Here is a 26,850-nt window from a genome sequence, read left to right as displayed (position 1 = left end):
CACGAAATGGAAACACAAATGGGACAGATGCATAATGACCTGGGTGAGCTGAAGCTTGCAGTGAAGGAACTGCTGGAAGAGAACCAGCGGCTTACGATTGAAAACGAACAGCTGCGCAAAATGCTCATGCGCGATAACGTAAGAGCGGAAGAGCCGGAAACGGAGCAGCCTGTACCCCTTTCCGCGGAGGACGCGGAGACTGAAGAGTCCGGGTCGGGAGAGGTTGTGGGTGAAGGCTATGATAATTTGGCAAGGCTGTATCATGAAGGATTCCATATATGCAATGTGTATTACGGACATTTACGGACAGAGGGTGACTGCCTGTTCTGCTTGTCATTTTTGAATAAATAAATACAAAGCCGTAGGGCACGTGCCTGCGGCTTTTTCTTTAGCCATATTGTTAAAAGTGTGAGTTCAAAAAGTCAGGTTTTCAGCACCGAGAAGATTGGATGAAGCAGGGACTGAGGAGCGGAGCGTACTTGGGGTACGTGAGCACCTGAAATGTTTCCGCAGGAAACATGCTTCGTAAGCATCCGCTTAGTCCCGGCTGAATTCAAGATTCGATGCCGAGTCCGCTCCCTGATTTTCTTCGTGATCAAAAGATGACTTTTTGAACAACCTCTAAAAGGATGGATAAACCGGAATGATGGAAGAAAAGAATAAATCCGAAAGGATTGACGATCTGTTAACTCATAATTTGCGCATTATCCAAAGTGATGAAGTGTTCAGCTTTTCCATGGATGCTGTGCTGCTGGCCAGATTTGCGGGTATACCCGTGCATGGAAAAATACTCGATTTGTGTACAGGCAACGGCGTGGTGCCTCTTCTGCTGACAACAAGAACGAAGGCAGCCATCGAAGGGATTGAAATTCAGCCCCGTCTGGCGGATATGGCGCGCCGCAGCGTAGCCATGAACGGATTGCAGGGCAGGATTACGATCCGTGAGGGGGATTTGAGAACCCTGTTTGAAGTAACAGGACACGGGGTATATGATGCGATAACGGTCAATCCGCCCTATATGCCGCTGAATGGCAGCGATATCAAACTGAACCCCCATCAGGCCATTGCAAGGCATGAGCTGAACTGCACGCTGGAGGAAGTGATTTTGGCCTGTACCCGTTTGATCCGGACCGGGGGCAAGATCTCCATGGTGCATCGTCCGCAGCGGCTTGGTGAGATTATATCTCTTATGCGTATACACAGACTGGAGCCCAAACGTATCCGCTTCGTGCATCCACGAGCTCATCTGGAAGCCAATATGGTGCTTATTGAGGCCATGCGGGACGCCAAGCCGGATGTACGCCTGCTGCCGCCGCTGATCGTGTACGAAGGCAACGGGCGCAATCAATACACAGCTGAAATGCAGGAAATATACTTTGGCAAGGATTCAGGAACACAAGCGGAAAGCAAACCTGACATTGAAGGGTAGGCTGCATAAATAAAACTCCAAGGAGACATAGGGAGACATATGGACATGAAATTAGCAGTACAAAAAAGCTACTCAAATCGCCCTGCGGGATATGGAACATTATTTCTGGTAGGTACGCCGATTGGCAATCTGGAGGATATGACATTCCGCGCTGTAAGGACACTGCAGGAGTGCAGCATCATTGCAGCTGAGGATACGAGGCAAACCCGCAAATTGCTTACTCATTTCGACATCATTCCGGAGAAGCTGTTCAGCTACCATGAGCATAATAAGACGGCAAGCGGGCCCGAACTGATACGCTATATAATGGAAGGAAAAAATTTGGCGCTGGTCAGCGATGCCGGCCTGCCGGCGATTTCGGACCCGGGGGCCGATCTCGTCCGGCTTGCACTGGATGCGGGGATTGCCGTTGTCCCGATACCGGGGGCCAATGCCGCTCTGTCGGCACTTATTGCCTCCGGATTGAATACGGAACGGTTTACTTTTGCCGGATTTCCGCCACGGGAACGGAAGGAACTGCTCTCCCTTCTGGAAACATTTGAAGCTTCCCATGGCACGTTGTTGTTTTATGAGTCGCCGCATCGGATTGTCAAGACGCTTGCCACCATTCAGGAGGCATATGGGAACCGTCAAGTCGTGCTTGCCAGAGAGCTTACAAAACTTCATGAGGAATGGGTGAGAGGGACTGCCGGGGATTGTCTGGCCTGGCTGGAGGAGCATCCGCCTCTGGGGGAATACTGTTTGGTTGTTGAAGGAAAGAGCGCACAGGAAGAAGCTGAGGAGAAACAAGCATGGTGGAAAGAGCTAACACTGCAGGAGCATGTACAGCATTATGAGTCTGAGGGAATCAACAGGAAAGAGGCCATGAAACGAACGGCCGCAGATCGCTCCCTTTCAAAAAGGGATGTGTATAATGCACTGCTGTCTTCCGGGGAATAAATGAATTTTAGCTATATTATATGCAAAAAAGAACCTTCCGACGGCAGGGATCAACCGCGGAAGGCAGCAAGGAGATATGAAAAGGTTAGAATTAACAGTTGTTTGTTGTTTTTATTATATACTATAAATCTTATTTTGTCACAGGTGTTGGGATTTCGGAAATACATTCGTTGCAAACAATTTTGCCTTTGAAATAAGTAACATTTTCAGCATTGCCGCAGAAGATGCACGCAGGCTCGTATTTTTTGAGCATAATACGCTCGCCGTCAACGTAAATTTCCAGAGCGTCCTTCTCACCGATGCCCAGTGTACGGCGCAGCTCGATTGGAATAACAACACGTCCAAGCTCATCAACTTTTCTTACAATACCAGTAGATTTCATCATAATAAATCAGGCTCCTCTCGCCATATAAAAAATTTCAATTGTCATCATTCGACATAATTTTCTGTTTTCTGATTTTAACTATACCAACGATTCCCAAATCAGTCAACCTAAAAGTTAGGCATGAAACCTAAATTTTCAAAATCAAACCTGCTAATATGACTAGAAATCAACAATTAATATCATTAAATGAGTTTAAATGAATTTGTCGATTTGGAAATCAAAATCAGCATAAATACGACGTAATTCGACATTTATGTCGAATTGTATGTGATCCAGTCCGCTTTACATATACAATATTTTGAAGGAGCTGAGGCCAAATGAATTTCATGCAGCAGCCGCTTACGGAAGAGAAGGTATTTAAAGATCCGGTCCACAATTACATTCATGTTCAGGATGTTGTCATCTGGCGGTTAATTAATACTCCCGAATTTCAAAGGCTGCGCCGTATTCGCCAGCTGGGAACTTCCTATTTGACCTTTCATGGAGCTGAACACAGTCGTTTCTCCCATTCTCTGGGTGTATACGAGATTACGCGGCGCATTATTTCCCAATTTGAACGCGGTGAGTATTCAGACTGGCCCAAGGAAGAAAAACTGGTCACCCTGTGTGCCGCGCTGCTGCATGATGTAGGGCATGGGCCGTTCTCCCATTCCATTGAAGAAGCTTTCGGCATGAATCATGAGGATTGGACCTGCCGCATCATTTTGGGGGACACGGAGATCAATACAGTCCTCCGCCAGGTGGAACCCGGGTTTCCGGAGAAGGTTGCAGCCGTGATCTCAAAAACCTACGACAAACCGATTGTAGTCAACCTCGTAACGAGTCCGCTTGATGCGGACAGAATGGATTATCTGCTGCGGGATGCTTACCAGACTGGCGTAAATTACGGTACCATCGACCTTGACCGCATTCTGCGCTTGCTCCGCCCTCATAAGGGCCGGATTGTCGTCAAGGATTCAGGAATGCATGCCGTGGAGGACTACCTGATGTCCCGCTACCAGATGTACTGGCAAATTTATTTTCATCCGGTAACCCGCAGCTCGGAAATCATACTGCGGCTAATTTTCCGGAGGGCCAAGGAACTTATGGACCAGGGCTATACGTTCGGATTTCTGCTTGATCCTCTTCCGGATTTAATCCGTGGCGATCTGACAGTCAGCCAGTACCTGCTGCTGGATGAATCCCTGATACAAACCGTATTCAATCTATGGAAGAAAGAAGAGGACCCTGTCCTGAGCGACCTGTGCTCGCGTTTTATAGATCGTAGACTATATAAATATGTACAAATTGATTCCATGGATATGGGCATGATTGATGAATTGCGGAACGCTCTGGCGAAGGCCGGGCTGCACCCTGAATATGACCTGGAAATTGATTTTCCGACAGACCTTCCTTATGATGTATTCCGGAAGGACGGATCGACAGAGAACCAGATTTTGCTGCTTGATCGGGAGGGCGGTATACGCGAAATTTCCGAAGTATCGGATATTGTCCGCTCGATCAGCGGTATTCACCGGGGGAAATACCATCTGTATTACCCGCAGAATAAATTGGAGCAAATCAGGGATACTCTGCCGCCGGATGTTCAGAAGTTGTTTGTAAAATAATCTTCAAGTCATTTGTTTTAGCCTTAAGCATCATGATATAAAAGGTTGCAAAAATAGAAAATTGCCAAAGAAAGAAATTAATCTAAATTAAATCCAATTAAGGAGGAACAATCCTTGGAATTATTTGATACACACACTCATCTAGATTCGCCACAATTTAATGAAGACAGAGAGCAGATCATATCAAATGCCGTCGAAGCGGGAGTTACGCGAATGATCAATGTCGGTTTTAATAGAGAGACTATTCCCAGTACAATGAAGCTTGCCGAAACGTATGATTTTATTTATGCGGCTGTCGGATGGCATCCTGTGGATGCCATCACCATGCAGGATGGAGATTTGGAATGGATTGCATCGCTTTGCGAGCATGAGAAGGTCGTGGCCATTGGAGAAATTGGGTTGGATTACCATTGGGATACTTCTCCAAAGGATGTTCAGCAGCGAGTATTGCGCCAACAAATCGGACTTGCCCGGGAACTGGGAATGCCTATTGTCATTCACAATCGGGATGCGCACGAGGATATCGTGAAAATTTTGCGTGAGGAGAAAGCGCATGAGGTTGGAGGAGTAATGCATTCGTTCTCCGGCAGCTGGGAAATTGCTAAATTATGTCTGAATATGGGATTTCATTTGTCGTTTGGCGGACCGATTACGTTCAAAAATGCGCGTCAGCCGAAAGAGGTTTTGGCGCAGGTGCCGATGGACCGTTTATTGATTGAGACCGATTCCCCTTACTTGACACCACACCCCTTCAGAGGCAAACGAAATGAGTCGGCTTATGTGAAATTGGTGGCTGAAGCGGCTGCCCAAATTAAGGGAATTTCCGTGGAGGAATTGGCGGCTGTCACGACCCAAAATGGGCTGGAACGATTTTACATCAAGAGGAAACGTGAGATAAACCGTTAAAAAAGTAAGACAGACGGAGTTAATCATAAAAATGTTTCAGGAAAACGGCGATTATTACAATATTTTAACCGATTATTTAGAGAAAAACACTTGAAACCTGCTTTACAACATGCATATAAACAGGATATCATCGTTTCAGTGAATTATTGAGGCCGTGTAAAGGGGCAAATCAATAGTTCATTTCATGGACCAGTCTCGCTTAGTCTCCGTCATGGAGAACGGGGGAACCGATATGATGGCAGGCCGAAAGGGAGCTGCAGCGGAAGCTTACAGACATAGACACGCCGCTGTGCGCTGTTCCTTTGCTGACATCATAGTTCGATTTCTTTTCTGGGTCTTAGGGGTGAATGTGAAGGCAGCCGCCATGAGCGGGTGACTGGAACTAGGGCGACTCTCTACGTCCGAACCCGACAGCTAACCCCGTAAGCGTATCAAGAGAGAAGCTGCCTCGTGCATGGATTTTCCGCGTAATCATTGACGGAAGCCGCGAAAGAGCTCTCTTAACTCTTTCCTGGCTTTTTTAGTTTATGAATATGGGAGAACTTGCCCACATACTGTTACATAACGAAGTTATGAACCAGTAAAGGGGGGCGCCATGCTGCGAAGACGGGAACATGATGCAGGGCAGGCTGCAGTCAGGCTTGTCTTGTAGAAAATCTGGTATAGTCGCGTCAATTTCAATCATGCATTACTCTAGACGGCGAGGCTATGAAGGAGGACGGAGAAGTGGGAATTTTCCAGCAAGGGGATGCCCATGAGTCACGCTCATCCAGCATGTCTTACGCGTTGCGATGGAAGCATGAAAAATTGCGCCACGCATCACTGGTCGCTATTTTTCTAATCGCACTAACAATCATGATCTCTATTCTGGTGTACACACAGACAAAGAAGCAAGTGGTTCTGGTCATCGATGGCCAGACAAGAGCGGTGGAAACCCGCGGAGAAAGTTTGCAGGATGTTCTGGAGGAGCATTCCATTACACTGGCACCCCATGACAAGATTTCCATGTCGGTGAACGGAGCTATCCAGGATGGCGACCGTGTAGTCATTAAACGGGCTACCCAAGTGAATGTATCCGCAGGTTATGAAACCAAGAAGCTGTACACCACCGAAAATACAGTAAAAGACGCTGTTCAAACCTTAGGCTATAATTTGTCACCTGAAGATAAGGTTTCCCCTTCGCTCGACACCAAAGTCTCTTCTAACATGGATATAAAAATCGTCCGTGTAACGAAGCAGCAGGTTCAGCAAAAGGCCGAAATCCCTCACAGAGTCGTCAAGACGGCTGATCCAAGCTTGTACAAGGGAGATAACCGTGTTCTGGTGAGCGGTAAAGACGGGGTCATGATTCAGAATATCGAGAAGGTGTATCATGACGGGAAACTGGTTTCAAAGCGCATGGTCAGCAAAGAGGTCGGTACGAAGCGTGTTGATAAGGTTATTGCAGTAGGCACAAAGAAGAAGCCTGTTGTACTCGCGGCATCAACCGGGCCTTCCGATTCCGCAAGCACGGCCAGCGCCAATACGACTAGCCGGGCAGGAATAGAATTTAAGTATACAAAAGTGTTAAACGATGTATCCATGACAGCTTACTCCGCACAGGAACCTGGCATTGGCACCCGGACATCCTCCGGTACGCGCGTAACCGAAGGCCGGACCATTGCTGTGGATCCCGACGTGATTCCAATCGGCTGGTGGGTATATATTGAAGGCCTCGGCTTCCGCCGTGCGGAGGATACTGGCGGCGCCATCAAAGGCAATAAAATCGATGTGTATTATGAGAGTTTAAACAAAGCGTTGAACTTTGGCCGTAAAAGCGGGATGACGGTATATGTCATCGGGCCGGTCAAGCCGGAATTGAATTAACCATCGGCAGATTGAAGGTTGTATTTCAATCGATGATTAGGATAGTATTAAGATCATAAAGATGCCATGCTAAGAAGAGGATGATCATCCTCTTCTTATTTTTTGTTCAGGAAGGAAGAAAGAAGCAATGATCAAGGAAGTCATCGTCGTGGAAGGCCGTGATGATACGGTTGCCGTTAAAAGGGCGGTTGAAGCCGACACCATTGAAACCGGCGGCTCTGCCATCAATGCCATGACCATTCGCAAAATTGCCATGGCCCAGAAGCGGCGCGGTGTCATTATACTGACCGATCCCGATCATGCCGGGGAACGGATACGGAAGATTATCGCCTCCAAGGTGCCGGGCTGTAAGCAGGCCTTTATTCCGGAGGCGGAAGCGACCCGAAAAGGGGATATCGGGGTGGAGAATGCTTCCCCGGAAGCAATCCGCCATGCGCTCGCCAGGGTTCACACGACGGTGGAGGGTGCCAGCCCCCTGATCGATTGGGAAGACCTTATCGACGCAGGCCTGATCACGCATCCAAGGGCAGCCTCCCGCCGGATGGCTTTGGGTAATATACTGGGCATCGGTTACTGCAACGGGAAGCAGCTTCACAAGCGTCTGACGATGTTCCAGATCAGCCGCGAGGAATTCGCGGAAGCATTACAGCAAATTGAAAATGAAGGATTGTGATGGGCATGAAGGGGTTTGAAGATATTGCGACTCCCCGCCGGACCAAGGAGATCATTCAACGGCACGGTTTTTCGTTTAAGAAGAGCCTGGGCCAGAATTTTCTGATTGATCAGAATATACTGCAAAAAATCGTAGATGCCGCCGGTCTGGATGAGACGAAGGGAGCGCTTGAAATCGGTCCGGGGATTGGAGCGCTGACGGAGCGGCTGGCCCGTTCCGCCAAATGCGTAACGGCTGTGGAGATCGATCAGCGGCTATTACCCATTCTGGACGAAGTTTTGGCCCCGTACGACCGCGTGCGTGTGCGTCATGGGGATGTGCTGAAGCTGGACCTTAAAGAGGTGTTTGAAGAGGACTTTGCGGATGTGGACAAGGTTAGTGTGGTGGCCAATCTGCCTTATTACGTTACAACTCCCATCCTGATGAAGCTGCTGGAGGACAAGCTGCCTCTGGAGAATATCGTCGTCATGATTCAAAAGGAGGTGGCTGAGCGAATGGCCGCTTCCCCGGGCTCCAAGGATTATGGCAGCTTGAGCATAGCGGTGCAGTATTACAGTGAGCCGGAGCTGGTATGTATTGTGCCGCACACGGTATTCATTCCGCAGCCCAATGTGGAATCGGCAGTCATCCGCCTGCGTGTAAGACCGGAGCCGCCGGTCCTTGTGCCTGACGAGAAGCATTTTTTCGAGGTCGTGCATGCTGCCTTTGCCCAGAGACGCAAAACGATTGCCAATAACCTGAAGAGCCGCTTCTTCACAAAAGAGAATAAGGACGCGTTAGAGCCGCTGCTGCAGTCTGCAGGCATTGAACCCTCCAGAAGGGGAGAGACGCTCAGTATCGGGGAATTCGCGCGTCTGAGCACGCTGCTGCTGGAAGCAGGCTATAGATAACCACCGACCCCGCCCCGCCTGATTTCAGACGACCGGAACCAAAGCGGGGTATTGCCCATACGATGGAGCAGGGGTGATACACATTGATGATCATTGGAGACTTGGTCGTTCGTAAATCGTACGGCGGGGACGTGACGTTCCGCGTAGAGGAAGTCTGGCGCAATAATGCCGTTATTAAAGGGACAGAGTTCCGGCTGCTGGCAGACTCTCCTATGAGCGATCTGGTCAAAGTGCCGGCCGATCCGATGAACGGCATAACCAAGCAGGCGCAAATTAAAGCTCACCAATCCCTCTCTTCCCTGAAGCAGGAACGGCTGCAGCAGGCGGAGCGGGGGCATGAGCTGCTGAGCCAAAGTCAGACTGCGAATGCATCCTATTTTGAAATGCCCGGCAAGGTACTCCATTTGGACGGGGATGCCAATTATCTGCATAAAAGCATGAGGCTGTATGAGCAGCTCAGGGTTCCGGCCGAGGGGTATCATGTGCATGAGTCCGCCATGGCGGACGCTCTGCTGAAGCTGCTGCCGCGCTCGCGCCCCGATATTGTCGTCATCACCGGGCATGACGGTGTGCTCAAAAAGCGTCAGCCTTATGATTTGTACAGTCTGTCCAGCTATAAAAATTCACAGAACTTCGTATCCGCCATTCAGGTGGCAAGACAGTACGACAGGAATCTGGACTCGCTTACGATTGTAGCAGGGGCATGCCAATCCCATTTTGAGGCGCTGCTCCGGGCAGGAGCGAATTTTGCCAGCTCCCCGGGCCGTATCCTGATCCATGCCTTGGATCCGGTATACGTTGCGGCCAAGGCTTCCTTTACATCGATAAAGGACACGGTCAATATGGGGGATATATTTAACCATACGATCAGTGGAAGCCAGGGAGTGGGGGGAGTGGAGACGCGGGGAAGCTACCGGATGGGACTGCCGCGCCTGGAAAACCTGTCGACATTGAAGGTGACTCCTTCCGCAATATAAGTGCGAGTTCAAAAAGTCAGGTTTTCAGCACCGAAGCCTATGCTTCCGAAGTGCGTTTTTTCCTCTATAAGATGTATAGGGCTTGAAACCGGCATGTGCCGCACCCCTGCTTGCAGGGGCTTTTTTGTGTATTATTTTTCAAAAAAAATTAAATTGACAATACATTTTGTCTGCTGTTATAATTAATTCCTTTGGTTTGACAATGACCGCCAAATCCATTATAATGGGCTAGGAAAGAGGTGGTCGTTAACAATGGCTAAAAATGCGCTATTGGATATCAAACGCAGTCTCGATGCACATGTAGGGCAAAAGATTTTGCTGAAGGCTAACGGCGGTCGCCGCAAGACCGTTGAACGAACTGGTGTATTGGAAGAAACGTACCCTTCTGTTTTTATTGTGAAGCTTGACCAAGAGCAGCAAAGCTGTAAGCGCGTTTCTTACAGTTATGCGGACATCCTTACAGAATCCGTGGAAGTTACCATTTACGATGCCGATGGACCGATGGTCGTCGAGTTTCGCTAATGCAGCTTACCATTTATCACAAACAAGCGGCGTGGCTTATGGCTTCGCCGTTTTTTGCTGTCTGATGCATGCTCAGGATAGGATATCGCCGCAGGGTGCATACTATGAACGGGAATATTCACCCTGTTTCCATTTTCAAGGAGGCGGTTACGAATGAGCCGAAGAAAAAGAGGAATCATGTCAGAGGAGCTGAAGTACGAGCTCGCCAAGGATTTGGGGTTTTACGATACCGTGCGTGAGGAAGGCTGGGGCGGTATTAAAGCCAAGGATGCCGGCAATATGGTGAAAAGAGCGATCCAGCTTGCAGAACAAGCTGCTTCACGCAATCCGCGGCAGTAACAAAGCAGTATGCTCCTGAAGCGGGGGGATTTGGCAGGGTGCCGGATTCCCCCGCTTTTTACCTGTTCCTATGCTTGACACGCTCGGTTTGATATAATATGTTAAATTGTCTTGAGCGAAACAGTAAGGATGGGTGAACTCCTTGAGAATATACGAGAAGGCTCCGGCTAAAATCAATTTAATGCTTGATGTGCTGCGTAAACGCCCCGACGGATACCACGAAGTGGAAATGATCATGACCATGGTTGATCTTGCGGACAGGCTGGAAATGTCCGAGCTGCAGCGCGACACCATTATCATATCAAGCCAGGCCGGTTACATACCGCTGGATGAGAAGAACCTGGCCTTTCAGGCAGCAAGGCTAATTAAGGACAGATATAACGTAAATAAAGGTGTTTATATTCACCTAGATAAAAAGATACCCGTCGCCGCAGGCCTTGCAGGAGGCAGCAGCGATGCGGCCGCCACGCTGCGCGGACTGAACCGTTTATGGAAGCTTGGCATATCCGATGAAGAGCTGTGTGTGCTTGGCGCCGAGCTGGGATCGGATGTGCCCTTCTGCGTAACCGGAGGCACAGCGCTTGCGACTGGCCGCGGAGAGGTGCTCACCCCGCTGCCTAATCCGCCGCAATGCTGGGTTGTATTGGCAAAGCCGCCGATCAATGTATCCACCGCGGATGTCTATGGAAGAATTCGGGCTGATCGGATACAGCATCATCCTTCCGCCACGAGAATGGAACAGGCGATACGTGGGAATTCGTTTGCGGCTGTCTGCAGAGAGCTCGGCAATGTGCTCGAGGATGTGACCCTGAAGCTGTACCCGGAAGTACAACAGTTGAAAGAATCCATGATCCGGTTTGGGGCTGATGGTGTACTGATGTCGGGCAGCGGTCCAACGGTTTTCGGCCTGGTCTCGAAGGAGGCCAAAATCCCACGAATCTATAACGGGCTGCGGGGCTTTTGCAAAGAAGTGTACGCAGTACGGCTTTTAACATAATCATAGGGTGGATTTAAAGGATTTTTCTGGATTAACCTTGTGTATATACGTACAAAAATGGTATATTTTAATGAGAATATTCGGTTTTATGAAGATTCCAAAAAGTACGAACTTCTTGGAATAAGCTTCCTGGAATCGCAAGAAAAACTACTGCTAAACGCGGTCTGTCTTCTGTGAATGTACGTCGATAGATGTTTTTCTTAACAATCGCAGATAGCGAGGAATTGCTGTGAAAAAATTAAAACGAAGCGCACGCCTGGTTGAGATGACTCAATTTTTATTGGCAAGGCCGCATACACTTGTGCCCCTTACTTATTTTGCAGACCGTTATGGGGCTGCCAAGTCGTCCATCAGCGAGGATTTGGCCATTATCAAAGAAGTCTTCGAGGAAGACGGAACTGGAGAGCTGCAGACGTTGGCGGGAGCGGCTGGCGGGGTAAAGCTGATTCCCAGACTGTCCAGAGAGCATGCGCTGGCATTTGCCGAATCGCTTTGCAAGCAGCTGGAGCAGCCTGACCGGATTTTGCCGGGTGGGTATTTGTATATGTCCGATTTGCTTGGACAGCCTGCCACGATGAATGAAGCGGGTAAAATCTTTGCCACCGCCTTTGCGGATCGTGCCATTGATGTGGTCATGACGGTGGAAACGAAAGGGATTCCGCTCGCATACGCAACAGCTGCACAGCTGAACCTTCCCGTTGTTCTTGTACGCCGCGACCATCAGGTGACCGAGGGCTCGGCTGTGAGCATTAACTATGTGTCGGGATCTCAGAAGAGCCTTCATACGATGTCCCTTTCGAGAAGAGCGCTCCCTGAGAAGTCAAGAGTTCTGATCGTGGATGATTTCATGAAAGCGGGTGGAACCGTTCAGGGAATGGTCGATTTGCTGGTGGAATTTAATGCTACGGTATCAGGAGTAGGGGTGCTTGTAGAATCAGGTGAAGTCGATACAGAAGAAAGGCTTTTGCATGATTATGTATCGCTCGCGAATCTAACAGCGGTCGACTCCAAAAGCAAACAGATAAAAGTGAAACTTGGGAACTACTTCTGCTGACAATAAGTTAACATATTTGAAAAAACCGCATGAATTCAATAAAAATTTAGTGTATTGAAAAAATTACCTTAATCCAGGATACAAATTGTACAAAAAAAGAAGGATTTTGATTCGTTGTGTGGAATTATACACCAAGTCCTCAATGGAAAAAGGTGGTGAATACACACATGCAAATTACGGATGTCAGACTCCGCCGAGTAAACTCCGAAGGGAGAATGAAAGCGATAGCCTCCATCACCATTGATAACGAGTTTGTCGTACATGACATACGGGTTATCGACGGAAACAATGGGATGTTCGTTGCGATGCCAAGCAAACGGACTCCGGATGGAGAGTTTCGCGACATTGCTCATCCGATTTCTTCAGGCACACGCGAGAAAATTCAGGATGCCGTGCTCGCCGAGTACGAACGCGCTGCCGTCGAGGAAGAAGTGATTGAAGAAGGCGCTTAAGGGTAACTTGAGACGCGATTGGGGTTTTAAAGAAAAGAGAGCCACTAACTGTGGCTCTCTTTTCTTTTTCTCTAGAATAAGATATATTCTTAATGGAGTTGTAAACTCTATGCAAATTTCAATAATGCCGCAAGGCAGTGACGACATAGTTTGCCGCCGGCATCGAATGACGCGGGCGGAAATGACAGCAGTCCGGCACAATCAATGTGGTTTCTTATTTAGCAGGAGGTCCAGCACAAAGCTGGTCTGAAAACCAGGCGACGCTGAACAAGAGATGCCGGTTGTTTTCAGAATAGGAGGGTAATTCTTTTGAAAAGGTTGGCTGTAATCCTTGCCGCAGGGCAGGGAAAGCGTATGAAATCCAAACTTTATAAGGTGCTGCATCCGGTATGCGGCAAACCGATGGTTGGCCATGTCAGCGATACAATTCGTCAAGTAGGCGTCTCCCGCAGCATTGCCGTTGTCGGTCATGGGGCGGAAGCCGTTAAAGCTTATTTGGGCGATGCGGCTGAATATGTTTTGCAATCGGAGCAGTTGGGGACCGGTCATGCGGTGAAAATGGCAAAGGAACTGCTGGCACAGGAGAACGGAACGACGATTGTCATTTGCGGAGACACACCGCTTGTGACGGCGGAAACGCTGGAGAGCCTGATCCGGCTGCATGAAGAGCGGGGGGCCGCGGCCACGATTTTGACCGCACACCTCGATCAGCCTCATGGATATGGACGAGTGATCCGGGATGCGTCCGGTTCGGTTGCCAAAATTGTGGAACAAAAGGACTGCTCGCCTGAAGAAGACCGCGTTCAAGAGATCAACACGGGAACGTACTGCTTTGACAATGCCAAGTTGTTCAGCGCCTTAGATCGAATTACCAACCAAAATGCACAGCAGGAATACTATCTGACGGATGTCGTTGGCATCATGCGCGGTGATGGAGATAATATCGAAGCTTATATGACGAATGATCCCGCAGAATCCATTGGTGTGAACGACCGGGTTGCCCTTTCCGAAGCAGAGCGATTAATGAGGGAACGCATCGTACGCCGCCATATGTTGAATGGGGTGACCGTAATTGATCCGTCGTCGACATATATCGGGAGCGATGTGGTGATCGGTTCGGATACAGTCCTATATCCGGGTACTGTTTTATCAGGCGGCACCCAAATTGCCGAAGATTGCAAAATTGGACCGAATGCCGAACTGACGGACACCATCGTTCATAGCGGAGCCGAGATCAAATATTCAGTGCTGTCAGAGGCTGAAGTCGGTGAAAATACCTCCGTTGGTCCATATGCTTACTTGCGTCCGGGAGCCAAGCTCGGAAATGATGTAAAAATCGGCGATTTTGTAGAAGTGAAGAACGCCACGATTGACGATCATTCGAAGGTTTCTCATTTGAGCTATATCGGCGATGCCAGAGTGGGTAAACATGTAAATATAGGATGTGGAGCAATAACGGTCAATTATGATGGTTATAATAAATCCATTACCGAAATCGAAGATCATGCGTTTGTAGGCAGCAATGTGAATCTCATTGCACCGGTCAAAATCGGGCAAGGAGCGTACGTGGTTGCAGGCTCAACCATTACGAAGGATGTTCCTGACAATGATATGGCGATTGCCAGACCACGCCAGGAGAACAAGACGGGCTATGCCGACAAACTCAGGGCACGGGCCAAGGCGAAGAAAGACAGGCTGAACGGTTAGCAGGCGTAACATTCATCTTATCCATATTATTGCCCCGGATTTCCCGGATATGCCGTCGACGAAGCGGTAATAAGGTTCCCATGGACGAACCAGCACGGAGGGTTTCTATTAATGACTTATTGTGATTCCAAACTTAAGATTTTTACCTGTAACTCCAATCCGAAATTAGCCCACCAGATCGCGGACTATATCGGAATCCCTATGGGGGAATCCCATACGACGTCCTTCAGCGACGGTGAAATTCAGGTTAAACTGTCAGAGAGTGTGCGGGGCTGTCACGTATACATTATTCAGTCCACCTGCCTTCCGGTGAACGACAACCTGATGGAGCTTCTGGTTATGGTGGATGCACTCAAACGGGCATCAGCCAAAAGCATAAACGTAGTCATCCCGTACTACGGATACGCGCGGCAGGACCGTAAAGCACGCAGCCGTGACCCGATCACAGCCAAACTGGTGGCGAACCTGATCGAGACAGCAGGAGCCCACCGGGTCATTACAATGGATTTGCATGCCATGCAGATTCAAGGCTTTTTCGATATTCCAGTGGATCATCTGCTGGGTGTTCCCATTCTGGCTCAGTATTTCCGTTCCAAGCAGATCGAGAATCCTGTTATTGTGTCCCCTGACCACGGTGGTGTGGTACGCGCGCGGAAGCTTGCTGATTTCCTGAATGCTCCCCTGGCTATTATCGATAAGCGCCGTCCGGAGCCGAATGTCAGCGAAGTGATGAACATCATCGGTAACATTGAGGGCAAAACAGCGATCATTATTGATGATATTATCGATACGGCGGGAACCATCGTGCTGGGGGCCAACGCATTAAAGGAAGGCGGCGTGAAAGAAGTATACGCATGCTGTACGCATCCGGTATTGTCCGGACCGGCTATGGAGCGTCTGGAGAACGCGCCGTTGAAGGAAGTCGTTGTTACCGATACCATCCCTATTGTACATCCTAACCCTACAAGCAAGCTGAAAGTGCTGTCCGTAGCACCTTTGATGGGTGAGGCTATTATTCGCGTCCATGAAGAACTGTCTATCAGCAAGCTGTTCGAAATAGAATAACCTGTCGGCAAAAACATAGAGGGGTTACCTTTTCCATACGGAAAAAGTAACCCCTGTCGGCATGTCCGGCCTGTTTCTTCAGTACCCCGGACGTGACACAAAGGTGAAGCGCAGCCGGTTGTACAAGGTATTGTCAATTTCGACGAAATGCTCATTAAAACGGGCGACAAGCCCAATACCGACGTGCGCACCAGTCTGATCGTATACCTGTACAGGAACGGTCTGTTTTAAGTGGTACAGAAAATGGCTGTCGTAAATTAGAACATCTCCCTGATCACGCATAGATCGGTTTCACCTTCCTCATTTCAGAACAGCGCAATGGTTAGGGATTTTTATATTATCCATTATTTTAACAAAAAAATGAAAACTGCACAGAGAGGTGAAGCCGCGATGAAATGGATTGTCGGTCTCGGCAACCCGGGTCCCCAATACGAGAAAACGAGACATAATGTCGGTTTTATGGCTCTCGATCAGCTGGCTGCACGGCACGGGATAACCATAAATCAGAGCAAATGCAAGGCTTTGATCGGTGAAGGCATAATTGACGGTGTGAAAACGGTGCTGATCAAGCCTATGACCTATATGAATTTATCAGGTGAATCGGTGCGCGCCTATATGGATTATTATAAGGCCGATTTAAATGATTTAATCGTCGTTTATGATGATCTGGATACCGAGGTCGGGAAAATCCGTCTCCGCTATCAGGGCAGCGCAGGCGGCCACAACGGGATCAAATCGCTTATTCAGCATACGGGAACCCAGCAGTTCAACCGGATTCGCATGGGCATATCGCGGCCTGAGCCCGGATACGCGATCGTGGATTATGTGCTGGGCGTTTTCCCGAAAAAAGAGAAGGAAGCTCTGGAGGGCATGATCAGCGAAACATGCGATGCTTTGGAGTACAGCCTGAACAATACGTTTGAAAGAACGATGGCCAAGTTTAATAAATAATAGACGGCCTCCCGGCAGAATTTCCCTGTATCAGGGCTAAATGAAGCCTGACGGGGACATACTGAGAGGAATAGACCACTTTCGGGAGGCATATAGATGGCAGTAAACTATGTATGCAGGCATTGCCGGACCTTCATTGGCCGGATTGAGTCGGATCATATCAGTGAGGAAAAGCTGGGCTTTCATTTCTTGACCCCCGACGAGCGGCGGGATATAATAGCCTATAATTCAGGCGGAGAGATTACGGTCCGGATTACCTGCGATTATTGCACAGAGGCGCTGAAGTCCCACCCGGAGCTCAGCCTGCTGGGAAATCCGCTGCAGTGATATAGGCTGTTAACAGCTTTATAATTGGCCTTGTGGAGCCTTGGCACGTTGCTGAGGCTTCTTTTGCAGTTTACACATAGAATGGATTTTGAAATCAAGAACGCAAAAGGGGTGCCTTTTTTGTTACAAGCACTTATTCAGGAAATTTCCAAGGACGCGGATTTCGGCTCGATCACAGCCGGAATCGCATCGGGTATGAAGGAGCAGCTGATTTCAGGCTTGTCCGGTTCGGCGCGTCAAATATTGATGGCTGCGATCGCAGAGCAGACGCAGCGGCCCCTTCTGGTGTTAACACATAATATGTTCGCTGCCCAGAAAATCGCGGATGATTTACAGGAAGCGCTTACTTCAGACCGGGTGCTGCTCTATCCGGCTAATGAGCTGGTAGCGGCGGAAGCTGCAGTGTCCAGCCCTGAAACGGTGTCCCAGCGTATCGAGGTGCTGATCAAATGCGCACAGGGCTTTCGCGGCATTGTGGTTGCGCCTTTTTCGGGTGTGCGCCGTTATTTGCCCGACCCTCGGGTTTTTGCAGATGGTCAGATTCATCTGGAAACTGGCAAAACCATGGAGGTCGAGCCGTTTCTGCTGCGTATGATTGAACTCGGCTATGAACGGGTGGAGCGGGTCGAGTCCAGGGGAGAAATGAGTGTACGGGGCGGAATTATCGACTTCTACCCGATGACAACAGATCTGGCTTGCCGTGTGGAGCTGTTTGATGACGAAATTGATTCGATCCGTACCTTTGATCCTGCGGATCAGCGCTCGGTTGAGAAGATTAAAGAAATTACGGTAACTCCATGCAGAGAGCTGATTGCCGCCAGCAGCCGTATGGATAAGGCGGCCGACGCAGCGGTCCAGCTGCTGGAGGAGCAAATCGCGAAAACGACGGACCGGCAGGCGAAACTGCGGCTGAAGGAGGAAATTCAGCGCGAAATCGAAATGCTGCGTGAGCATGTCTATTTTGATGAAATCTATAAATATATCGGACTTTTATATCCTGAATGCACAACGCTTATGAACTATATGGCAGAGGATACGATCCTGTTCATTGATGAACCTGCGCGGATGCTGGAGACGGCCAAGCAGCTTGAACGGGACGAATCGGAGTGGAATCTGCATCTTCTGCAGAACGGGAAGACATTGCCCCAACTCGTGCTGTCGGCCGATTCGGAGAGTATTTTGCACCAGCGTTCTTTCCAGACGCTGTTTATGTCTCTGTTTTTGCGTCAGGTTCCCCATACCCAGCCGCAAAATATTCTGAACTTCATCAGCAGAGGGATGCAGGATTTCCATGGCCAAATGAATGTGTTGAAATCGGAGATGGAGAGATGGACTAAAGCGGGTACCAGAGTCATCATGCTGGCGGGCGGAGAAGACCGGCTTGACCGGATGCGGAGAGTTTTGCAGGACTACGACATTCCCGAGCCGACGATGATGATCGGCAGCCTGCAGGGCGGCTTTGAGCTGCCTTCCATTCATCTTGCCGTCATTACCGAAGGGGAAATGTTCTCGCAGAAGCAGCGCAGAGTCCGCAAGCAGGGACGGAACATGGACAATGCGGAACGGATCAAAAGCTATACGGAGCTTAAAGTCGGCGATTATGTCGTGCATCAGAATCATGGTATCGGCAAATACATGGGCATCGGCACGCTGGAAGTGGCGGGAATCCACAAGGATTATATGCACATTATGTACGCGGGCGGCGACAAGCTGTCTGTGCCGATCGAGCAAATTGATCTGATTCAGAAATATGTGGGCTCGGAAGAGAAAGAGCCGAAAATTTACAAGCTGGGCGGCAACGAGTGGACGAGGGTAAAGAACAAGGTCCGCAGCTCGGTGCAGGATATTGCCGACGATTTGATCAAGCTCTATGCCGAACGCCAGTCAACGCCTGGATACAAATTTGAAAAAGATACGCCTGAGCAGCAGGAATTCGAAGCCATGTTTCCTTATGAGGAGACAAGGGACCAGATCCGGGCCATTGAAGAAATCAAGAAGGATATGGAAATGGCCCGTCCCATGGACCGGCTTCTGTGCGGCGACGTAGGCTACGGCAAGACGGAGGTGGCGATCCGGGCGGCGTTTAAATCGGCGATTGAGGGCAAGCAGGTAGCTGTGCTCGTTCCGACCACCATCCTGGCCCAGCAGCATTATGAGACGTTCCGCGAGCGGTTTGCCGGCTATCCGTTCAACATTCAGGTGTTAAGCCGTTTCCGCTCTCGCAAGGAGCAAAATGAGACCACAAAAGGACTCAAGCTGGGGACAGTCGATATCGTGATCGGCACCCATCGTCTGCTGTCGCAGGACCTGGTGTTCAAGGACCTCGGGCTGCTGATTGTGGATGAAGAGCAGCGCTTCGGTGTAACCCATAAGGAAAAGCTGAAAAGGCTGAAAACGAATGTGGATGTGCTCACCCTGACGGCAACTCCGATTCCGCGTACGCTGCATATGTCCATGCTGGGGGTCCGCGACCTGTCGGTCATCGAGACACCGCCGGAAAACCGTTTTCCTGTGCAGACCTATGTTGTGGAGCACAGTCAGGCTCTCGTCAGAGAGGCTATCGAGCGCGAAATGGCCCGTGGGGGACAGGTATACTATCTATATAACCGGGTGCAGGGGATTCAGGAAATGGCTGCCGAAATCAACGCGCTTGTCCCTGATGCGAAAGTAGGAATCGGGCACGGGCAGATGTCGGAATCCGAGCTGGAGAAAACGATCCTTGATTTCCTGGATGGCGAATATGATGTGCTGGTCAGCACGAGCATTATCGAAACTGGCGTGGATATTCCGAACGTGAACACGCTGATCGTCCATGACGCGGATAAAATGGGTCTTTCCCAGCTGTACCAGCTGCGCGGAAGGGTTGGGCGTTCCAACCGTATCGCATACGCCTATTTTACCTATCAGCGGGATAAGGTATTGACCGAGGTGGCCGAAAAGCGTCTGCAATCCATCAAGGAGTTTACGGAGCTGGGCTCCGGCTTCAAGATCGCGATGCGCGACTTGTCCATCCGGGGGGCGGGCAACCTGCTTGGCGCCGAGCAGCACGGGTTCATCGCTTCTGTAGGATTCGATCTGTATTCGCAAATGCTGGCCGAGGAGATCAACAAACGGAAAATTACGATGTTTGGCGAGGGAGCAGTTCCGGCAGAGCACTGGAAGACGTCCATCGATATTAATTTTGATGCTTATCTTCCAGCAGACTACATTTATGACAGCATCCAGAAAATTGAGATTTATAAGAAAGTAGCTGCGATCGGCTCTTTTGAAGAAGCAGCGGAGCTTGAGGAGGAGCTTGTTGACCGCTTTGGCGATCTGCCGGAGGCGGTGAGCAATCTGATGGCAGTGGCCCGTATGAAGGTGTACGGCAAAATGTATGGAATCGAGTCCATTACCAAGCGCAAGGATGAGGTGATCGTCCGCTTCTACGAAGGGCAGGAGCAGTCGGTGCAAACTTCCAAACTGGCGCAGGTTGGCAATCGGTTCGAAAGACGTGTACAATTTGAACAAGGGACGCCAATAACAGCCCGTATTCAGGGCCGGGGTCTCGAGGATGCTCAGCTTGTAGGACTGCTCGAGCAATTTCTGGAAGCATTGAAAGATGCTTTTAAATCGAAGGAGGAACTTCAGGATGTTGCCAAATAAGGCCGGCTCTTGGAAAACACTGCTGCTGAGCTTGGCAGTTGTACTGACTGTATCTCTGCTCGCGGCATGCGGCAAGAGCGGCGGACAGTCTGCGGACGAGAAGCAAAAGGACACCAGCAAGGTGGTCGCTACTTATAAGGGCGGGGAAATTACAGAGAAAGAATTCGATCGGGAGATCGGTATGATGAAGCTGCTGTATCCTGGCTATGAACAAGCGCTGGATACGGATGAAATGAGACAAAACATTGTCAAACAGGAAATTGCATATGAATATTTGGCAACCCAGGCTAACGACGCTGCCAAGACGGCTGGCGCGAAGAGCGGACAAGAGCAATTTGACCAGTTCAAGAGCTCGGTGGGGGCAGACCAGTTCAAAACGATGCTGGATAAGCAAAAGCTGACGGAAAATGACGTTAAGGATTACCTGACCAACATCATGACCGTTACGGAAAGCGAAAAGGCCAAAGTGACGGACGAGCAGTTGAAGGCCGAATTCGAGAAAAACAAGGATCAGTTTACAACGGCTACCGTCCGCCATGTCCTGATCAACTTTACGGACCCGAAAACCAATAAAAAACGGACCAAGGAAGAGACTCTGAAGCTGGCTAAGGAAGTGGAGGCCAAGCTGAAGAATGGAGCCGATTTTGCCGAGATTGCCAAGAAATACTCGGAGGATCCGGGTTCCGCATCGGAGGGCGGGCTGTATAAGGATACGCCTGTCGGCCAGTGGGTTGATGCATTCAAAGAGGCTGCCAAGACCCAGCCGATCAATGAAATTGGCAATCCGGTGGAAACCGAATACGGGTATCATATCATTAAAGTGGAATCCCGTACGATGGCTGATTACGCGAAGCTGACAGCTGCGCAGAAGGACAGTCTCATGAATTCAATCGTCTCCGGGAATGTTTCGAATTTCATGTCTAAAGACCTGGATGCCCTGATTACGAAAATCGATCTTCCTGCTGTACCTGCGGCTGAAAAGGGTACGAATGGGACCAAAGAAGGAACACCTTCCCAGGAAGCACCTGCAGCAGACAATAAAGGAGCAGATGCGGGTACGGGCTCATCGAGCGGATCGGCAGACCAGAAATCCAACAGTTCTGAAGGCGGCAGCGCTGCTACGGACGGCAAATAAACGCGATACTGGAACCAGGGAAAAGACGCTGAACTCAGCGTCTTTTTCTATATTTTATTATAATTGTATATTTTCGGATAAAGTGGTCAATTCTATAGCTCCCGGGAAAATATTTGTTAAAAATTAGGACTGGTGTCACACCCGCTGCTTGTATTGTTCCTGGACCTGCCCTGCTGTGAATAAGAAACTGGGAGCCGATGAATACTATGGTCAGAAATCACAACGATGGTCTTGAGCAATACGTCCTTTCCTCCGTAGGAGGGCGGAACCATACTTCTTACCGGCGATTATGGTAAAATTGTACTCGCCGTTTACGGTATATGGATGAAGCGGGTCCCTTTTTTAACGCTGATATGCATAGGCCGACTGGGCGCTTTAAAGAGCTTCAGGAAGGATGTTATGGCCGCAGAATCAGTAGTTTTAACAAATCTTCTAGAGAAAGTGGGGCAACTTGTGAAATGAAAGCTACTGGTATTGTCCGCCGTATTGACGATCTTGGACGCGTGGTTATCCCTAAGGAAATTCGCCGTACATTACGAATCCGTGAGGGAGATCCGCTGGAGATTTTTGTGGACCGGGATGGCGAAGTGATCTTGAAGAAATATTCGCCTATCGGGGAATTGGGTGATTTTGCGAAGGAATATGCAGAATCCTTATACGAAGGCACAGGCCATACAACGTTGATTTCTGACCGCGATACCTTCATTGCGGTGGCTGGAGGCTCCAAAAAGGAATACCTCGACAAATCGATCGGCTCCATTATTGAGAGCTGCATGGACAACCGTAAAACGGTACTGGAAACAAACAGCGGAAGTTATGAAATTACAAAAGATCATGCCGAAGCAGTCTCGTCCTTTGTTGCAGCGCCGATTATTTCGGGAGGGGACCCGATCGGTGCAGTAGTCCTCTTCAACAAGGATGATCAGGTAACCATGTCCGAAATGGAAACAAAAATGGCGGAAACCGCCGCAGCTTTCCTCGGAAAGCAGATGGAACAGTAGAAAAAATGTTACGCTCCCGAAGTATCTGCAAGGTGCTGAAAGCACGCGGATGCCCGGGAGTTTTTTTTGCTGCGGAAGACCGGGTATAATGAGGGGAGATTAATTATCGGGCGATCCGGAAGCGAATGGATGCATTTTCGGGTCGGTACATGGATGATGGAAATCAGGTGGTTATCATAAAAGACAGGGAAACGGCAGGCAGATTGCTGAAGGGCGCATTGATTTTAAGCGCGGCGGCAATCATCTCCAAGCTGATCGGCACACTGCAGAAAATCCCGATGCAGAACATTGGGGGCGACGGTGTATTTGGCATATACAATACGGTGTACCCTTTTTATACGATACTTATTACCATTGCGGCAGCCGGCTTCCCCGTAGCGATCTCCAAATTCGTAGCGGAATATGAAGCTGCAGGGGACAGGGAGACAGGTCAGCGGGTCATCAGACTGTCCTCGCTGCTGCTTGGAGGCTTCGGTCTGCTGATCGGTCTGCTCACCTACACAGGAGCTCCGCTGCTGGGAAGGCTGATCGATAATGCGCATGTCATTCCGTCCATCCGGGCGGCTGCTGCCGCTTTTCTGTTTGTTCCGGTCATGTCGGCGCTGCGCGGTTATTTTCAGGGGCTGCAAAATATGGTACCGACGGCTGTCTCCCAGGTGACGGAGCAGACCATTAGGGTGGCGGTAATGATCGTTCTGCTGCTCGTGATGGTCAGGCAGGGATGGGGGCCCGAATGGATTGCAGCGGGAGCCATCCTCGGCTCGGCGGCCGGGGGGGCGGCCGGTCTGGGTGTGATGCTGCTTTACTGGAGAGCGCACAACAGAAGACGGGGAAGAATGGCTGCCAAGAGTCATCATACAGCCGCTTCCGGAGAAGGGACCGCAGCCGTGATGTCGGCAGAAGAGGTGGCTGCGCGGGCGGAGATCAGCGCGGGACAAGTTGAATCCGGTACGCGTTCGCGTCCGGCAGGCAACAGGGAGCTTGCCGCCGCGCTGCTTCGTTATGCGCTTCCGGTTTGTCTTGGCGCGCTGGCGGTGCCTTTGATCAATCTGGTCGATACCTTTACCGTTCCACGTCTTCTGAAGAGGGAAGGGCTGGATGAGGCCGGTGTCATGGTTTCATTCGGCATTTATAACAGGGGCCTGCCGCTTGTGCAGCTGATCATGATGTTTGCTACGACGCTGTCGGCGCTCTTTATTCCTTCGCTGGCGGAAGCAAGGCTCAAGGGGGAACATGAGCTGGTCCGGAAGCAATGCGAGCTGTCGCTGCGCTGGTTCTGGCTGCTGGGACTGGCGTCCGCGGCAGGGCTTGCCGTACTGGCCGAGCCCATTAATATCATGCTCTACACCGACAACAGCGGCAGCACGGTGATGAGCTGGATGGCGCTGACCGCGGCCGGCGGCTCGGTCAGCATCATCTCGGCGGCGCTCCTGCAGGGGCTGGGCGCTGTACGTGCGCCGGCCGTGCACATGCTCGCCGCCGCAGCGGCGAAAGCGGCGCTCAACTGGCTGCTCGTGCCAGCGCTTGGCACGACCGGCGCCGCCATCGCGGGTGCAGCCGCCTATCTGCTGGCGGCTGCACTCAACATCGCGCTGCTCGCCCGCCTGGCGGGGCTGCGCCTGACCTGGAGCGCCGTCGTGCTGAAGCCGGCGCTCGCCCTCGCCGTCATGGCTGTGGCGGCGGCGGGCACGGCCTGGGGTGCCGGTGCTGTGCTCGGCACCCTGGGGGTTGCGGACGGCGCGCGTACGTCCGCGGCGGCGGCCAGCCTGCTCGGCGTGCTCGCAGGCGCCGCCGTGTTCATGCTCGCCGCCGTCAGGCTGCGGCTGCTCACGGAGGGGGAGCTGGCGGCCCTGCCGAAGCTCGGGCCGCCGCTGGTGCACCTGCTGCGCAATGCGCGGCTGCTGGGATAGAGCGGGCTGCCGAAGCAGCGCGGGATTCGTGTAAACAGCTCCAATGTGTTATAGTAGAGCCGATGACAAGGCGGACGATAACTGCCGCGAAACGGAGGGTTCAGGATGAGTGCATCCCTGACGGTGGTCGGTCTCGGATCGGGAGATCCGGACCAGCTTACAGTCGGTATTTTAAATAAACTGCGGAAGGCGGATGCCCTGTATTTGCGCACGAAAGAGCACCCGGTGCTGGCTGCTCTTGAGGAGTACGGCGTGCAGGCTGAATCCTTCGATGAAGTCTACGAGGCCAAGGATTCCTTTCCTGAAGTGTATCGGGAAATCGCTGAACGTCTCGTGGCCAAGGCTGCGGCTGGACAACCGGGGCAGGAAATAGTCTATGCCGTGCCGGGGCACCCGATGGTGGCTGAAGCCACCGTGGGGCTGCTCAAGCAGCAGTGCGGCGAGCAGGGCATTCCCTTGACCATTCTGGGTGGGGAAAGCTTTCTGGATGAAGCGTTCGTCCGGCTCGGATTTGATCCCATTGAAGGCTTTCAGCTGCTGGATGCCGGAAATCTGAAGCCAGACTGGCTGCAGCCGCAGCTTCACACCCTGATCGGGCAGGTCTACGACAGCTTTACCGCCTCGGATGTAAAGCTCTGCCTGATGGAGCGATATCCTGATGATTATGAGGTCATTGTGGGCCATGCACTGGGCGTAGCCGGCGAGGAAGCCATACATAAGGTGCCGCTGTTCGAGCTGGATCGGGTAAAAGGTTATGGCAACCTCTCTCTGGTTTACGTGCCGCGGAGCGAGGACGAGCGGCTGCGCAGGCATTCATTTGACCGCCTGCATGAGATCGTGGCGATTCTCCGCAGCCCTGAGGGTTGCCCGTGGGACCGTGAGCAGACGCATCAGTCCATCCGTAAAAATCTGATCGAAGAGACCTACGAGGTGCTCGAAACGATTGATGACGACGATCCGGATCACATGAAGGAAGAGCTCGGGGATTTGCTTCTGCAAATTCTGCTCCATGCCCAGATGGAGGAGGAGCTTGGCACGTTCACGGTGTACGATGTCCTGGCGGGGCTGAATGACAAGCTCATTTTCCGCCATCCTCATGTTTTCGGGGACCGGCAAGCCGGAGATGCGGAAGCGGCCCTGCAAAATTGGGAGCAGATGAAGGCGGAGGAAAAGCGTCTCAAGGGTGTTGAGCCTGCGCGCCAATCGGCGCTGGACGGTGTTCCGCGTGATCTGCCGGCCCTCATGAAGGCGTACAAGCTGCAGAAGAAAGCGGCCAAGACAGGCTTTGACTGGGACAGCATTGACGGCGTGTTTGATAAGATCCGTGAGGAGCTGGATGAGCTGCAGGAGGCGGTCCGGGAAGGACATTCCGCCGAGGAGCAGACTTTGGAGCTGGGAGATCTGCTGTTTGCTTCAGTCAATGCATCCCGCTTTATCGGCGCTGATCCCGAAGAAGCGCTGACGTTGACCAACCGCAAATTTGCGGAAAGATTCCGTTACATCGAAGACCGCCTGCGGGAGCAGGGGCGGGAGCTGAAGGACAGCAATCTCGATGAAATGGAGCTGTACTGGCAGGAAGCCAAGAAGTCATTGAGGAATGACTAAAAGTGCGTGTTCAAAAAGTCAGGTTTTCAGCACCGAGAAGGTTGAATGAAGTAGGGACTGAGGAGCGGAGCGTACTTAGGGTACGTGAGCACCGGAAGGCCCGGCTGAATTCAAGATTCGATGTCGAGTCCGCTTCCTGATTTACTTCGTGATCAAAAGATGACTTTTTGAACAACTTCTAAAAATATTTTCTCTATCATACGTTTGGGAATATTTACAACTGTCCATGCTGTTGATAAGAGAAAAGGGCTGCTTTTACCCGCAAATTGCAAAAAAAGTACGGTGTTTAGCAGGATTTTCTTCAAGACAGCAAGAATACAAGATTAATGGTTTTGAATCATGCCTCTATGTTGTATTAGTATAAGGGGTATGGCTCTGATCATTATTTCTTAGCTGCAGTGCCAAAAATGAGCGCCGCGGCAGCACGGGTTGACGGTGCATGTCGATTGCGCAAACCTTATTTTTTGA

At 50.7% G+C, this 26,850-nt stretch carries 25 protein-coding genes and 1 riboswitch; of the genes, 23 read left to right on the top strand and 2 right to left on the bottom strand.

Annotated elements, in window-relative coordinates; translation table 11 throughout:
* The first annotated feature begins 6 nt into the window (after positions 1–6).
* From ACE5KN_RS30215 to rsmI, 3 genes are all read left to right on the top strand, one after another.
* Positions 7–351, top strand: coding sequence for an initiation-control protein YabA (locus ACE5KN_RS30215; protein ID WP_375528196.1), 345 nt, complete (start codon positions 7–9; stop codon positions 349–351).
* Positions 352–643: 292 nt separating this feature from the next.
* On the top strand, positions 644–1,429 hold the full coding sequence (locus tag ACE5KN_RS30210; protein WP_375528195.1) for a tRNA1(Val) (adenine(37)-N6)-methyltransferase: 786 nt from the start codon (positions 644–646) through the stop codon (positions 1,427–1,429).
* A 45-nt stretch (positions 1,430–1,474) separates the two neighbouring features.
* Positions 1,475–2,368: a 16S rRNA (cytidine(1402)-2'-O)-methyltransferase gene (gene rsmI / locus ACE5KN_RS30205; protein ID WP_375528194.1), complete on the top strand. Its 894-nt coding sequence runs from the start codon at positions 1,475–1,477 to the stop codon at positions 2,366–2,368.
* A 130-nt stretch (positions 2,369–2,498) separates the two neighbouring features.
* Here rsmI and ACE5KN_RS30200 read toward each other — a convergent pair whose 3' ends face one another.
* Positions 2,499–2,753 (bottom strand): AbrB/MazE/SpoVT family DNA-binding domain-containing protein, encoded by a 255-nt coding sequence (locus tag ACE5KN_RS30200; RefSeq protein ID WP_018888060.1) that lies wholly within the window; start codon positions 2,751–2,753, stop codon positions 2,499–2,501.
* Between the two features lie 326 nt (positions 2,754–3,079).
* Between ACE5KN_RS30200 and ACE5KN_RS30195 the strand changes: the two genes are divergently transcribed.
* The 13 genes from ACE5KN_RS30195 to ACE5KN_RS30135 all read left to right on the top strand — a co-directional run bounded on the left by ACE5KN_RS30195 (position 3,080) and on the right by ACE5KN_RS30135 (position 15,808).
* Positions 3,080–4,360 carry an HD domain-containing protein gene (locus ACE5KN_RS30195; RefSeq protein WP_375528204.1) on the top strand — a complete coding sequence of 427 codons (1,281 nt, stop codon included), beginning with the start codon at positions 3,080–3,082 and terminating at the stop codon, positions 4,358–4,360.
* 114 nt (positions 4,361–4,474) lie between these two features.
* Positions 4,475–5,266 (top strand): TatD family hydrolase, encoded by a 792-nt coding sequence (locus ACE5KN_RS30190; RefSeq protein WP_375528193.1) that lies wholly within the window; start codon positions 4,475–4,477, stop codon positions 5,264–5,266.
* Positions 5,267–5,452: 186 nt separating this feature from the next.
* A riboswitch (cyclic di-AMP (ydaO/yuaA leader) is annotated at positions 5,453–5,711 on the top strand.
* A gap of 281 nt (positions 5,712–5,992) precedes the next feature.
* Complete coding sequence (locus ACE5KN_RS30185; protein ID WP_375528192.1) at positions 5,993–7,132, top strand: resuscitation-promoting factor; 1,140 nt, start codon at positions 5,993–5,995, stop codon at positions 7,130–7,132.
* A gap of 127 nt (positions 7,133–7,259) precedes the next feature.
* The gene (gene rnmV, locus ACE5KN_RS30180) at positions 7,260–7,805 is read left to right on the top strand and encodes a ribonuclease M5 (protein WP_375528191.1); all 546 of its coding nucleotides are present in this window, start codon (positions 7,260–7,262) and stop codon (positions 7,803–7,805) included.
* Between the two features lie 5 nt (positions 7,806–7,810).
* Positions 7,811–8,695, top strand: a complete 885-nt coding sequence (rsmA, locus tag ACE5KN_RS30175) for a 16S rRNA (adenine(1518)-N(6)/adenine(1519)-N(6))-dimethyltransferase RsmA (RefSeq protein WP_375528190.1) — start codon at positions 7,811–7,813, stop codon at positions 8,693–8,695.
* 86 nt (positions 8,696–8,781) lie between these two features.
* The gene (gene yabG, locus ACE5KN_RS30170) at positions 8,782–9,672 is read left to right on the top strand and encodes a sporulation peptidase YabG (protein WP_375528203.1); all 891 of its coding nucleotides are present in this window, start codon (positions 8,782–8,784) and stop codon (positions 9,670–9,672) included.
* Between the two features lie 252 nt (positions 9,673–9,924).
* Entirely contained in the window at positions 9,925–10,194 is a 270-nt protein-coding gene (gene veg / locus ACE5KN_RS30165) for a biofilm formation stimulator Veg (protein ID WP_355325838.1), read from the top strand.
* A 153-nt stretch (positions 10,195–10,347) separates the two neighbouring features.
* Positions 10,348–10,533, top strand: coding sequence for a small, acid-soluble spore protein, alpha/beta type (locus ACE5KN_RS30160; protein ID WP_355325841.1), 186 nt, complete (start codon positions 10,348–10,350; stop codon positions 10,531–10,533).
* 142 nt (positions 10,534–10,675) lie between these two features.
* Positions 10,676–11,530, top strand: coding sequence for a 4-(cytidine 5'-diphospho)-2-C-methyl-D-erythritol kinase (gene ispE / locus ACE5KN_RS30155; RefSeq protein WP_375528189.1), 855 nt, complete (start codon positions 10,676–10,678; stop codon positions 11,528–11,530).
* 229 nt (positions 11,531–11,759) lie between these two features.
* Entirely contained in the window at positions 11,760–12,584 is an 825-nt protein-coding gene (gene purR / locus ACE5KN_RS30150; protein WP_375528188.1) for a pur operon repressor, read from the top strand.
* A 167-nt stretch (positions 12,585–12,751) separates the two neighbouring features.
* A complete protein-coding gene (gene spoVG / locus ACE5KN_RS30145) occupies positions 12,752–13,036 on the top strand; it encodes a septation regulator SpoVG (RefSeq protein WP_305756792.1) in 285 nt (94 codons plus the stop codon).
* A 309-nt stretch (positions 13,037–13,345) separates the two neighbouring features.
* On the top strand, positions 13,346–14,743 hold the full coding sequence (gene glmU / locus ACE5KN_RS30140; protein ID WP_375528187.1) for a bifunctional UDP-N-acetylglucosamine diphosphorylase/glucosamine-1-phosphate N-acetyltransferase GlmU: 1,398 nt from the start codon (positions 13,346–13,348) through the stop codon (positions 14,741–14,743).
* A gap of 111 nt (positions 14,744–14,854) precedes the next feature.
* Complete coding sequence (locus ACE5KN_RS30135; protein WP_355325854.1) at positions 14,855–15,808, top strand: ribose-phosphate diphosphokinase; 954 nt, start codon at positions 14,855–14,857, stop codon at positions 15,806–15,808.
* Positions 15,809–15,886: 78 nt separating this feature from the next.
* Here ACE5KN_RS30135 and ACE5KN_RS30130 read toward each other — a convergent pair whose 3' ends face one another.
* The gene (locus ACE5KN_RS30130) at positions 15,887–16,090 is read right to left on the bottom strand and encodes a hypothetical protein (RefSeq protein ID WP_375528186.1); all 204 of its coding nucleotides are present in this window, start codon (positions 16,088–16,090) and stop codon (positions 15,887–15,889) included.
* 108 nt (positions 16,091–16,198) lie between these two features.
* Here ACE5KN_RS30130 and pth point away from each other — a divergent pair, with 108 nt between their 5' ends.
* From pth to yabN, 7 genes are all read left to right on the top strand, one after another.
* Positions 16,199–16,759, top strand: a complete 561-nt coding sequence (pth, locus tag ACE5KN_RS30125; RefSeq protein WP_375528185.1) for an aminoacyl-tRNA hydrolase — start codon at positions 16,199–16,201, stop codon at positions 16,757–16,759.
* 96 nt (positions 16,760–16,855) lie between these two features.
* Positions 16,856–17,086, top strand: a complete 231-nt coding sequence (fin, locus tag ACE5KN_RS30120) for an anti-sigma-F factor Fin (RefSeq protein ID WP_375528184.1) — start codon at positions 16,856–16,858, stop codon at positions 17,084–17,086.
* A 120-nt stretch (positions 17,087–17,206) separates the two neighbouring features.
* Positions 17,207–20,731 carry a transcription-repair coupling factor gene (gene mfd, locus ACE5KN_RS30115; protein WP_375528183.1) on the top strand — a complete coding sequence of 1,175 codons (3,525 nt, stop codon included), beginning with the start codon at positions 17,207–17,209 and terminating at the stop codon, positions 20,729–20,731.
* A complete protein-coding gene (locus ACE5KN_RS30110; RefSeq protein ID WP_375528182.1) occupies positions 20,718–21,866 on the top strand; it encodes a peptidylprolyl isomerase in 1,149 nt (382 codons plus the stop codon). Before mfd ends, ACE5KN_RS30110 begins: the two co-directional genes overlap by 14 nt.
* 458 nt (positions 21,867–22,324) lie before the next feature.
* Positions 22,325–22,867 (top strand): stage V sporulation protein T, encoded by a 543-nt coding sequence (gene spoVT / locus ACE5KN_RS30105; protein ID WP_355325872.1) that lies wholly within the window; start codon positions 22,325–22,327, stop codon positions 22,865–22,867.
* Between the two features lie 149 nt (positions 22,868–23,016).
* Positions 23,017–24,777: a putative polysaccharide biosynthesis protein gene (locus tag ACE5KN_RS30100; protein WP_375528181.1), complete on the top strand. Its 1,761-nt coding sequence runs from the start codon at positions 23,017–23,019 to the stop codon at positions 24,775–24,777.
* A 105-nt stretch (positions 24,778–24,882) separates the two neighbouring features.
* Positions 24,883–26,382: a bifunctional methyltransferase/pyrophosphohydrolase YabN gene (gene yabN / locus ACE5KN_RS30095; RefSeq protein WP_375528180.1), complete on the top strand. Its 1,500-nt coding sequence runs from the start codon at positions 24,883–24,885 to the stop codon at positions 26,380–26,382.
* Positions 26,383–26,850: the final 468 nt, after the last annotated feature.

It is taken from the genome of Paenibacillus terreus, assembly GCF_042138595.1.
GTDB classification, from domain to species: domain Bacteria; phylum Bacillota; class Bacilli; order Paenibacillales; family Paenibacillaceae; genus Paenibacillus; species Paenibacillus terreus.
This window is presented reverse-complemented; position numbering and strand designations above follow the sequence as displayed.